The organism is Kitasatospora putterlickiae, assembly GCF_039527695.1.
Taxonomy (GTDB): Bacteria; Actinomycetota; Actinomycetes; order Streptomycetales; family Streptomycetaceae; genus Kitasatospora; species Kitasatospora putterlickiae.
In genome coordinates this window covers 1-8,948 of sequence record NZ_BAAAKJ010000437.1, presented here as the reverse complement: position 1 = coordinate 8,948, position 8,948 = coordinate 1, and the positions used below count along the sequence as shown (strand labels likewise).

Below are 8,948 nucleotides of genomic sequence, written 5' to 3'. Positions count from 1 at the left end.
CGACCCTGACGGGGCCCCCGTCGTCCCCTAGGGGGAGGGGTCCGGCACCCCGTACAACTCCGGTTGGGCCGCTTCCTACCGTCGGATGACGAGGGGGTGGGGCCCCGACTCCTAACGTGGTTCACATCCCCGCCCGTCCGAGGCGGACCCGGTGCGATCGGGTCCGGGTCCCCGGTTCACCGGCAGGGTGAAGCTAACTCCCGGTCGAAAACTATCCCCTGCGCGATGTCGCCGGACGGGTGGAACGCACGAGGCTGGGGGGGCAACGGGTGGGCCCACTTCTTAGGAGACGACAGTGACGACGGCAGCAGCAGCCGTGTACGACCCCCAGCTTCCCGGCGGTGCCTCCGCCGTCGCCGCTTCGGCTCGTCAGGTGACCAAGTCCTACGGCTCCGGCGAGACCAGGGTCACCGCCCTGGACGCGGTCGACGTCGACATCCAGCGCGGCCGCTTCACCGCGATCATGGGCCCCTCGGGTTCCGGCAAGTCGACCCTGATGCACTGCCTGGCCGGTCTGGACACGGTGACCGACGGGCGGATCTGGATCGGTGACACCGAGATCACCGGCCTGAAGGACAAGCAGCTCACCAGGCTGCGCCGGGACAAGATCGGCTTCATCTTCCAGGCGTTCAACCTCCTGCCGACGCTGAACGCGCTGGAGAACATCACGCTCCCGATGGACATCGCCGGCCGCAAGCCGGACCAGGCCTGGCTGGACCGGGTGGTGGAGACGGTCGGCCTCTCGGGCCGGCTCAAGCACCGCCCGACGCAGCTCTCCGGCGGCCAGCAGCAGCGCGTCGCGGTGGCCCGGGCGCTGGCCGCCCGCCCCGAGATCATCTTCGGGGACGAGCCCACCGGCAACCTCGACTCCCGCTCCGGCGCCGAGGTGCTCTCCTTCCTGCGCCGCAGCGTCGACGAGCTGGGCCAGACCATCGTGATGGTCACCCACGACCCGGTCGCCGCCGGCTACGCGGACCGCGTGCTGTTCCTCGCCGACGGCGTGATCGTCGACGAGATGCACGCCCCGACGGCCGACTCCGTCCTCGAACGCATGCGCCGTTTCGACGGCAAGCGCACCAGCTGAACGGGCGGGGGCGGACAGGACCATGTTGCTCAAGACGTCACTGCGGAGCTTCTTCGCCCACAAGGGGCGGATGCTGCTCTCCCTGATCGCGGTCGTGCTGTCGGTCGCGTTCGTGTCCGGGACGCTGGTGTTCTCCAACACCGCGACCAGCACCTTCGACCGGCTCTTCGCCTCGACCTCCTCCGACCTCTCCGTCAAGCCCGCCAAGCCGGAGTTCGGCGAGGAGGACGACACCCGCGCGAAGACGCGCACGGTACCCGTCGACGCCGTCGGGAAGGTCGCGGCGCTCCCCGGGGTGAAGACGGCGATCGGCCAGATCTCCGTGGAGAGCACCACCCTGGTCAACCCGGGCACCAACAAGAAGGTCGGCCCGACCACCGGCGCCCCGACCATCGTCGCCAACTGGGCGGACACCCCGCGCAACCCGGTCGAGATCACCTCCGGCCACGTTCCGCAGGGCGCCGGCGAGGTCGTCCTCGACGCGGACACCGCCAAGAAGGCCAAGCTCGGCCTGGGCGACAGGCTGCGCGTGATCGCCGTCGACAACCACGACTTCACCATCGTGGGCATCGCCACCTTCAAGACCACCAACCCGGGTGCGGCGCTGGCCTTCCTGGACACCGCCACCGCGCAGAACGTCCTGTTCAGGCAGGCCGCCTTCACCTCGGTCGAGGCGTTCGGCGACGGCAGCCGCTCCGACGAGCAGCTCAAGTCCGACGCGCTGGCCGCGTTCGGGACCGGCTTCCAGGCGATGACGGCGGCGGAGCAGAAGGCGGAGAAGGCCAAGGACGCCGGCTCGTTCCTCGACTTCATGAAGTACGCGATGCTCGGCTTCGCCGGCATCTCGGTGCTGGTCGGCGGCTTCCTGATCATCAACACCTTCTCGATGCTGGTCGCCCAGCGCACCAGGGAGATCGGCCTGCTGCGCGCCGTCGGCGGCAGCCGCCGGCAGGTCAACCGCTCGGTGCTGGTGGAGGCGCTGCTGCTGGGCGTGTCCGGATCCACGCTCGGGGTCGCCGCGGGCCTCGGCCTCGCGGTCGGGCTGATCCAGCTGATGAACGCGGCCGGCATGCACCTCGACGCCTCCGACCTGCAGATCGGCGCGAGCGTGTTCGTCGCCGGGTACGCGGTGGGCATCGTGATCACCGTGTTCTCGGCCTGGATACCGGCCCGCCGGGCCAGCCGGATCGCGCCGATCGCCGCGCTGCGCGACCACGGCACCCCGGCCGAGCCCCGCTCCAACACCGTCCGGGCGATCATCGGCCTGGTGCTGACGGTGGGCGGCGCCGGCCTGCTGGGGCTGGCCGCCACCGCGGACAAGACGGCCACCGGCGGCCAGTACATCGGGCTGGGCGTGCTGTTCACCCTGGTCGGCTTCGTCGTCCTCGGCCCGCTGCTGGCCACCACCGTGGTGCGGGTGCTCGGCGCCCTGCTGCCGGCCGTGTTCGGCCCGTCCGGCAAGCTGGCCCAGCGCAACGCGATGCGCAACCCGCGTCGCACCGGCGCCACGGCCGCCGCGCTGATGATCGGACTGGCGTTGGTGATCGGCGCTTCGGTCTTCACCTCCACGGTGATCAAGTCCACCAACCAGCAGCTCGACCGCTCGGTGGGTGCCGACTACATCGTCACGGCGGGTCAGAACGGCGTGCCCGAGAAGATCGTCGACGCCGTGCGGAAGACCCCGGGCGTGGACCACATCACCGAGCAGAAGGAACTGTCCGCGCGCTTCACCACACCGGACGGCAAGGCCACCACGAGCCGCGTCGCCGCGGTCACCGGGCGGTTCACCGAGGACTTCGCGCTGCCCGTCAAGGCGGGTGCCGCCGACTCCCTCAATCAGGGCGCGCTGGCGGTCGGCGAGGACTACGCCAAGGACCACGGCCTCAAGGTCGGCGACACCATCAAGATCGAATACGGTGAGGGCCGCTTCCAGACGCTGCCGGTCGGCGTCATCATGACGAAGGGCAACCAGCTCTTCGACGGCGCCATCTTCGCCGCGCTGGACACCGTCGCCAAGGCGGTGCCGGCCGCCGACCAGCCGGTGACCACGGTGGCCTTCGGTACGGCGACCGCCGGGGCGGACGTCGCCAAGACGCTCACCGCCCTGGAGGGCGCGCTCACGGAGTACCCGCAGGCCTCGGTCCGCGACCAGGCCGGCTACAAGGAGCTCGTCCAGGAGCAGGTCAACTCCCTGCTCTACATGATCTACGGCCTGCTCTTCCTGGCGATCGTGGTCGCTGTGCTCGGTGTGATCAACACCCTGGCGCTCTCGGTGGTCGAGCGGACCCGTGAGATCGGCCTGCTGCGGGCGATCGGGCTCTCCCGTCGCCAGCTGCGCCGGATGATCCGCCTGGAGTCGGTGGTGATCGCCGTGTTCGGCGCCGTGCTGGGCACCGCGCTGGGCCTGGCCTGGGGCGTCACCGGCCAGCGGGTGCTGCGGAGCCAGGGACTGGAGGCGCTCGCCGTCCCGGTCACCACGATCGCCTTCACCTTGGCCGCCTCGGTGGTCATCGGCCTGCTGGCCGCCCTCATACCGGCCTTCCGGGCCGGTCGGATGAACGTCCTCGCGGCGATCGCGACGGACTGACCGGAGGCGACCCCCGGATCGGGGGATCGGGGGTCGCACCGGTGACAGGGGGAACGGGGGAACGGGGGAGCGGGGGAACGGGGGAGCGGGGGAAGAGGGGAGACAGGGGAGACAGGGGAACAGGGGAGGGTCAGGGTGCCGCGTGGCGTCCTGCCTCTCCCCATGCCCGCACGGGCCGGCCGGTCAGGGGCAGATGATGTCGCTCGCCCGCTCGACGTCGCCCGGCTCCGCCCCGCCTCCGCCGCCCGCCCCTCCGGCGTGCGGCTCCGCCGTCGAGCCGGACGGCGCCGCGCTCGGCACCGGCGGCAAGGGGGTGGCCGTCGCGGTCGGCCCGGCCGCCGGGTAGTCCGTGCCCGCGTACAGCTGGAGGACCATCCCCAGCCCCGGTACCGGCGTCAGCTCGGCCTGCGGCACCGCGCCCGCCAGCGTCCGCGCCGCGTCGGCCCAGCGCGGGTCGTAGCGGATCACCGTCCGCCCGGCCACCGTGCCCGCCGGGGCGTTGGACGGCGCTCCGGTGGTGGCGAACCCGGCCCGCCGCAGCTCGGAGTCGACCCGGGCGCCCAGCCCCGACACCCCCGCCGCGTTGAGCACCTGGACGTGCACCTGCTCCGGCGCGACGGTGGCCCCAGCCGAAGCCGAAGCCGAAGCCGAAGCCGAAGCCCCTGCCGCAGCCCCAGCCGAACCGCCCGCCCCCGCCGTCAGCGGCCGCCCCGCGCGGACGGCGCCGAACAGTTCCCCCGCCCGCTCCTCGTCCCACACCACCGTCGACCCCCACCCGGCGACCGGATGGTCCACCGACGCCAGCGGCACGGTCGCGAAGTCGGCCCGCCCGGCCGTCAGGTCCTTCATCCGGGTCGCCAGGGTGACCAGGTCGTCGGCCGAGAGGTCCTGGTCGGCCTTGACCGAGCCGAGCAGGCTGTCCGTGACCCGGGCCAGCCGGACCGGGTTGAGCAGGGTGCCACTGCTGGTCACCTCGTGCAGCAGTTGGGCGACGAACCTCTGCTGCCGGTGCATCCGCCCCAGGTCGGCGCTGCCGTCCAGGTGCCGGGCGCGCACGTACTTGAGCGCCCCCGCGCCGTCCAGGGTGCTGGTGCCGGCCGGCAGGTCCAGCCCCGAGTACTCGTCCTTGAGCGGCTTGGAGGTGCAGACCCGGACCCCGCCCACGGCGTCCACGGCGGCGACGAACCCGGCGAAGTTCACCTGGAGGTAGTGGTCGATCCGCAGCCCGGTGTTCTCCTCGACGGTCGCGACGACCAGCTGCGGCCCGCCCAGCCCGTACGCGGCGTTGATCTTCCCCTTGCCGGCCGGGACCTCCTTGCGGGTCGCCGGGTCCCGGTGGGCGGGGATGTCGACGTAGGAGTCGCGCGGAATGCTGATCACACTGGCCCGGGAGCCGTTCCCGGCCAGCTGGACGATCATCATCGTGTCGGTGCAGTGGCAGGACTCGCCCCCGGCGTGCAGGACGCTCTTCAGCGTCTTCTCCGGGATGCCCTCGCGCTCGTCGGTGCCGACCACCAGGAAGGTGGTGGAGCCGTCGTCGGCCGGCCGGGCCCGGTCATCGGTGAAGGCGTCGACCCGGTCTATCGACCCGATGCCGTGCAGCACCGCCCAGCCCCCGCAGGAGGTGGCGAGGACGGCGAAGGCGACGCCTGCGGCCAGCCGCTGGGGCCAGCGGCGCCGCCGTCCCGGCGAGGCGCCGGCCGGGCCTCCGGACGTGGCGGAGAGGGGGGAGACGGGCATCTCTCGGATGGTAAGGGCGCCCTCGGTCGGCCCGGGTGAGGGCGCGCCGGGCTCGGGTTGTACGGTGGGCCCCGATCGGTGAAACGTTCCTCCTGGTGCTCTCCGGCGAGGTGGGACGTCTCCTCGACGATCCTTCGCACACGGCCGCCTCCGGGCCGGGCACAGCGGCCCAGACCGGGACAAGACGGCACCCCGCCCACACCGGTACGGTTGGCCCCGATGAACACCAAGGCTGCTGAGGAGCTGCCGGCGGTCTCCGTGATCATGCCGGTGCTCAACGAGGAACGACACCTGCGTACGGCCGTCCGGCGCATCCTGGAACAGGACTACCCCGGGCCGATGGAGGTGGTGATCGCCCTCGGTCCGTCCACCGACCGCACCGCGCAGATCGCCGCCGAACTCGTGGCCGAGGACCCGAGGGTCCGGACCGTGGAGAACCCCACCGGCCGCACCCCGGCGGGGCTGAACGCCGCGATCCGCGGCTCCAGCCACCCGGTCGTGGTGCGGGTCGACGGCCACGGCCTGCTGACCCCGGGCTACATCGTCACGGCGGTCCGGCTGCTCCGCGAGATGGAGGCGGCCAACGTCGGTGGCATCATGCACGCCGAGGGCGAGACCGAGTGGGAGAACGCGGTCGCCGTCGCGATGACCTCCAAGATAGGCGTCGGCAACGCCGCCTTCCACACCGGCGGCCTGGCCGGCCCGGCGGACACCGTCTACCTCGGGGTGTTCCGGCGCGAGGTGCTGGAGCGGCTCGGCGGTTACAACGAGGAGTTCGTCCGCGCGCAGGACTGGGAGCTCAACTACCGCATCCGCCAGGACGGCGGCCTGGTCTGGTTCACCCCCCAACTGCGCGTCACCTACCGCCCCAGGCCCAGCGTCAAGGCGCTGGCCAAGCAGTACAAGGACTACGGCCGCTGGCGCCGGGTCGTCACCCGGTTCCACCGGGGCTCGGTCAACCTGCGCTACCTCGCGCCCCCGGCCGCCTTCCTCGGCGTCCTGCTCGGGCTGGTGCTCGGCGTGGCCGTCCATCCGGCCTTCCTGGCCGCCCCCGTCGCCTACCTGCTCGGCATACTGGGCGGCGCGCTGGTCGAGGGCCGCGGCCTGTCGTTGAAGGCGAAGGCGCTGCTCCCGGTGGCCTTCGCGACCATGCACCTCAGCTGGGGGTTCGGCTTCATCACCTCGCCGCGTTCGCTGGCCCGCAAGGTGATAGGCAGCAGTGCCGCGTCCGCCGCCGACGTGGTGGCCGAGCGCGGCTGACACCCGGCGGCCCTCCCGGCCGCCCTCCCGGGCTCCCCGGGCACCAACCGGCCAATCCCGCGGACCCGCTCTCCCGTTCCCTCGCCCGGCGCTATCGTCGGGCGCCATGGGGACAGTTGAGGGCGGGTCCGCCGCCGTTTCCGCGGGCGCCGGAGCCAGGGTCGAGCCGACCGCCGACGTCGACGGGCGCGCGGTGCTCGGCGCCGGGACGACCGTCTGGCACCTCGCCCAGGTCCGTGAGGACGCGGTGATCGGCGCGGAATGCGTCATCGGCCGCGGCGCCTACGTCGGCCCGGGCGTACGCATCGGCGACCGGGTCAAGCTGCAGAACCACGCGCTGGTCTACGAGCCCGCGGTGCTGGAGGACGGCGTCTTCGTCGGTCCGGCCGCGGTGCTCACCAACGACCTCTACCCCCGCTCGGTGGACGTCGACGGCCGGCTCAAGCGCGGAGACGACTGGCACGCCCGGGGGGTGACGCTCCGCCAGGGGTGCTCGATCGGCGGCCGCGCGGTGCTGGTCGCCGGAGTGACGGTGGGCCGCTGGGCCCTGGTCGCGGCCGGCGCGGTGGTGCACCGGGACGTCCCGGACTTCGCCCTGGTGGCCGGCGTCCCGGCCCGCCGGATCAAGTGGGTCGGCCGGGCCGGCGAGCCGCTGGAGCCGGCCGGCGAGGACCGCTGGCGCTGCCCGCGCACCGGTGAGGAGTACCGCGAGGCGGACGGCATGCTAGGGCTTGTCTGACGATTCCCGCCGCGCGCACGACGCCGGGCATCCCGCCTGGACGCACCGCCGAATCGTCCAAGTACGTCCAGTACGAGGACGTTCCGGCGGCACGCCCAGCCGGGCGCCCGACGCCGCGCGCTGATGCGACGCGAATGGTCAGACAAGCCCTAGCCCCGGCCGCGCCCTGAACGCTACTTCGCGCAGATGTCGGCGTCGTCGGCCTGGACCCGCTGGAGGTCCTTGGGCGCCTCGGTCACCGGCGCGCTCGGGGTGGCCGCGGCGGCCGCCGGCGCGTCCTTGCCGAGCACCAGCACCAGCCCGTCCTTGGCGCCCAGCTTCGGGTCCGCCTTGACCGCGTCGGCGGGCAGGCCCAGCGCCGTGGCCAGCGCCGCCGCCTCGGCGGCCTTCGCGGCCGGGTGGGCGATGGTGGTGGCCGCCGCGACCGGCGCGTTGGAGCCGGTCACGGCCCGGGTGTAGCCCTGCGCATGGAGCCGGTCGACGGTCTGCTGCGCCTGCCCGGGCGTCCCGCTGCCGTTGCGCACCGCCACCCGCAGCTCCTTCGCGTCCGCCGCCGGGGGAGCCGCCGGGGCCGTCGTGGCGGGGGCGGCCGGGCCGGTCGGGGCGGCCGACGCGGCCGGAGCCGAGGGGGCGGAAGGGGTCTGCGGAGCGGTGGTCGCCGTCTCGGTCAGCGACCGGTCGTTCCCGACCATCGAGAACAGCTGCCCGGCGTCCGGCTGCTTGAGCACCAGCCGGTTCTCGTCCGCCGGGTCGTCCAGCACCGGCACGGTGGCGAAGGTGATGTTCTTGGTGTCGACCTTGCTGACGTCCAGCGCGAGGCTCGTCAGCTTGTCGACGCTGCCGATCCCGGAGTCGACGGTGAGCGCCTTGGTGGCGGCGTCCGCGAGCTTCCACAGCTTGGCCGGGTCGGTCAGGGTGTCGTTGCTCTTGGCCGAGCGGATCATCGAGCTGATGAACTGCTGCTGCAGCGGGATCCGGGAGAGGTCGCCGCCCTGCCCGACGGCGTGCCGGGTACGAACGAAGGCGAGCGCCTCGTCGCCCTGGACGACGTGCCGGCCCTTGCTCATCTTCAGGTGCGAGTCCGGGTCGTTGATGTCCTTGGCCACGCACACCTCGACGCCGCCGACGGCGGTGGAGAGCGTTTTCACGGCGTCGAAGTTGACCATCATGAAGTGGTCGATCCGGATCCCGGTCATCTTCTCGACCGTCTTCCAGGTGCAGCTCGGGTCGCGGCCCTCCTGGCCGAGGCTGTTGTTGAACATCGTGCGCGCCGTGCCGGGGATGGTCTTCCCGTCCGGGGCCTGGCAGTCCGGGACCGGCACCATGAGGTCGCGCGGGATGCTGAGCACCGTGGCGTTGCTGCGGTCCTTGGCGACGTGGAACAGCATGGTGGTGTCGGCGTGCCCGGCACTGCCCTCGTCGCCGTACGCGCGGCCCAGGCCCTCCCGGCTGTCGGTGCCGATCACCAGGATGTTCATGGCGTCGCCGACCGGCTTGGGCCGCTCCGCCTCGTTGCCCAGCTGTACTTTGACGGTGGT

The 8,948-nt window shown here is 72.6% G+C and carries 6 protein-coding genes; 4 read left to right on the top strand and 2 right to left on the bottom strand.

Annotated features, from left to right (window positions below; genetic code table 11):
• Nucleotides 1–295: 295 nt before the first annotated feature.
• Together ABD308_RS35910 and ABD308_RS35905 are read left to right on the top strand one after the other, a co-directional pair.
• Entirely contained in the window at nt 296–1,084 is a 789-nt protein-coding gene (locus tag ABD308_RS35910) for an ABC transporter ATP-binding protein (RefSeq protein WP_425554936.1), read from the top strand.
• Between the two features lie 22 nt (nt 1,085–1,106).
• A complete protein-coding gene (locus ABD308_RS35905) occupies nt 1,107–3,671 on the top strand; it encodes an ABC transporter permease (RefSeq protein ID WP_344344323.1) in 2,565 nt (854 codons plus the stop codon).
• A gap of 183 nt (nt 3,672–3,854) precedes the next feature.
• On the opposite strand, the gene ABD308_RS35900 is transcribed toward ABD308_RS35905, so the two are convergent.
• A complete protein-coding gene (locus ABD308_RS35900) occupies nt 3,855–5,411 on the bottom strand; it encodes an LCP family protein (protein WP_344344321.1) in 1,557 nt (518 codons plus the stop codon).
• A gap of 219 nt (nt 5,412–5,630) precedes the next feature.
• Between ABD308_RS35900 and ABD308_RS35895 the strand changes: the two genes are divergently transcribed.
• Together ABD308_RS35895 and ABD308_RS35890 are read left to right on the top strand one after the other, a co-directional pair.
• The gene (locus tag ABD308_RS35895; protein ID WP_344344319.1) at nt 5,631–6,671 is read left to right on the top strand and encodes a glycosyltransferase family 2 protein; all 1,041 of its coding nucleotides are present in this window, start codon (nt 5,631–5,633) and stop codon (nt 6,669–6,671) included.
• A gap of 106 nt (nt 6,672–6,777) precedes the next feature.
• A complete protein-coding gene (locus ABD308_RS35890; protein WP_344344316.1) occupies nt 6,778–7,410 on the top strand; it encodes an acyltransferase in 633 nt (210 codons plus the stop codon).
• A gap of 173 nt (nt 7,411–7,583) precedes the next feature.
• On the opposite strand, the gene ABD308_RS35885 is transcribed toward ABD308_RS35890, so the two are convergent.
• Nucleotides 7,584–8,948 (bottom strand): LCP family protein (locus ABD308_RS35885; RefSeq protein ID WP_344344313.1); only part of this gene is annotated, 1,365 nt, incomplete at its 5' end.

What these genes read in the sequence shown, in the direction of transcription:
- ABD308_RS35895 (WP_344344319.1), top strand. Translation starts at nt 5,631, where the DNA reads ATGAACACCAAGGCTGCTGAGGAGCTGCCGGCGGTCTCCGTGATCATG.
- ABD308_RS35905 (WP_344344323.1), top strand. Translation starts at nt 1,107, where the DNA reads ATGTTGCTCAAGACGTCACTGCGGAGCTTCTTCGCCCACAAGGGGCGG.
- ABD308_RS35900 (WP_344344321.1), bottom strand. Translation starts at nt 5,411, where the DNA reads ATGCCCGTCTCCCCCCTCTCCGCCACGTCCGGAGGCCCGGCCGGCGCC.
- ABD308_RS35890 (WP_344344316.1), top strand. Translation starts at nt 6,778, where the DNA reads ATGGGGACAGTTGAGGGCGGGTCCGCCGCCGTTTCCGCGGGCGCCGGA.